Source organism: Cellvibrio sp. ARAG 10.3 (assembly GCF_051846955.1).
GTDB lineage: Bacteria > Pseudomonadota > Gammaproteobacteria > Pseudomonadales > Cellvibrionaceae > Cellvibrio.
The window spans coordinates 1-1,962 of sequence record NZ_JBPYCU010000054.1; the positions used below are offsets into that span (position 1 = coordinate 1).

Here is a 1,962-nt window from a genome sequence, read left to right on the forward strand (position 1 = left end):
ATCTCCAAGCAAGTGATGACGCAAGCGAGCAACGTTAATGCGCTGATTTTCCAACGTCGCCTGCCGCGTCTGTGCCCGCACTGCAAGATCCCGATGAGCCAATCAGCCGCTGTCGACGACAAAGAGGCGCTCGACCGGCTGCGCATGCTGAAGGCCTCACTGGAACGCGTTTGTGTGCAAAACCCCGACGGATGTTCTCATTGCAATAACCGGGGGATACGGGGCACGCGCGTCGCGATGGATGTTGTTCGTCCAGATCTGCGCATGTCGGAGGCAGTACGTGCGGATGACACGCGCGGGTTTCACGCGCGCTGGGTTGAATTGTGCGTGGAACATAACTGGGGCGATGCCGCAGAGACGGCGTTGTATCATAGTCTCCGTCTGGTACTTGAAGGTGAAGTATCCATCCATACCGTCGAAAGCCGCTTCAGCGAAATTGATTCGACCTTGTTAACCGACGAATGTCGGACCTGGAAAACCTCAGGAGGATTCGCGTGTGAATTCTCCGTCTAGAACAACAGTGCCGATTGCTCGCGTGGCTAATCGCCTTCGCAAAAATCACGCGAAGCGTGCGATGTTGTATCGGTTACTTCGTGACTATGTCAGCAACGGTAAAGCCCTGACCGAAGTGTTCGCAATTTTGGCTGCACGAAAACGCGATGATAAAGATCCTGATTACGTGATCTTTGAAACGTTATCGCACCTGGTGCGCGACAAAAACATCGGCGTGTTTGCCGCGTTACGACAGTTACTGCCCGTTGACGAAGTCTTGTTGATCGAGGCGTATCCAGGTCATGTGTTGCGGGAAGGATTTGAACAGGCGCGCCAGCTGGCTACCTCGAAGAAGGAGATCGGGAGCGCGATCAAATCAACATTGGCGCTTCCCATCCTATCGCTACTCATCGGCTTCGGTGCATTGTACATCTTGCTGCGGGAGCAAGTGCCGCTGTTTACATCGATCCTGCCCATCGAGTTGTGGGAAAGTTCGTCGCGAGGCATCCTGACGTTGTATGTCATTTTCGTCGAGCAGCTGCACGTCACCGTAGCAGTTATTGCTGCCGTCGTTTGTTGGGTCGTGTTTTACAGTTTACGCCAACCTGCCGGTGGACACCGCCGATATCTGGACCGAATCCCACCCTGGTCCATTCAACGTGATTTACAAGCGACGTCGTTCCTCGGTGCCCTGGGCGCGATGTTCAATCAGCGTGTCTCGTTGCCCGATGCAATCAATCGTATTTCGCACGTTGCACCCGTGTACCTTAAATCCTATCTGCTCATCATTTCCGAACGTTTACGGCAAAACCAGAAGCCTGGACGTGCGTTAAGCGTCGATCTCTTTGATCGAGAGACAGCGGGTTACGTGCGCGATTTTATCGACCAAACCACGTTTGGTGAAACGCTGATGACAATAGCCGTTGAGCGTCAACAGGCGCTGAAACAGCGTATCAGCGCCTTCAGCATGATTGTCGGGGTCGTGATCATCCTGGGCATCAACAGTATCAATGCTTATGTCGCCTATGTTGGATTCAGTCTGAATCAGCAAGTGACGGAATATTACTCACGTTAATCATCTCAATTGAGGAATGCTACATGAAAAACTGCACGTCAAATAATTTGTCTCGTCAACGCGGTTTCGTCGAGATTTCGTTGAACATGGTCTTGATCGTCGTTGCGATCCTGGGCGGAGCAGCCTTGTTTATTGGCATCAAGATGGTGGGAGACGCTAAGGCGGAAGCGTTGTTTACCGGGCATCGGCAAATTGTTGATACCTTGCGATCGTCTTATCGCAATGCGGCGAGCTTCGCGGGGCTGTCGAATACCCAGGCGGTCACGCTAAAAGTTGCTCCTAGGGCTTGGATGTCTGGTGCATCCGCAATCGCAAATAACATGGGCGGTACCGTGACCATTACTCCCGCCACGATCAATACCAGCAACGATGGCTTTCAAGTCGCGCATGCACTG

3 protein-coding genes are annotated in these 1,962 nt (G+C 52.8%); all 3 read left to right on the top strand.

Annotation, left to right across the window (positions count from 1 at the left end):
* On the top strand, window positions 1-513 hold a 513-nt coding region (locus ACSV5M_RS21675), incomplete at its 5' end, for an ATPase, T2SS/T4P/T4SS family (protein ID WP_439178937.1).
* Window positions 497-1,567, top strand: a complete 1,071-nt coding sequence (locus tag ACSV5M_RS21680; RefSeq protein WP_439178938.1) for a hypothetical protein — start codon at window positions 497-499, stop codon at window positions 1,565-1,567. The genes ACSV5M_RS21675 and ACSV5M_RS21680, both read left to right, overlap by 17 nt.
* A 23-nt stretch (window positions 1,568-1,590) precedes the next feature.
* A partial coding sequence (locus tag ACSV5M_RS21685; RefSeq protein WP_439178939.1) for a type 4 pilus major pilin occupies window positions 1,591-1,962 on the top strand: 372 nt, incomplete at its 3' end.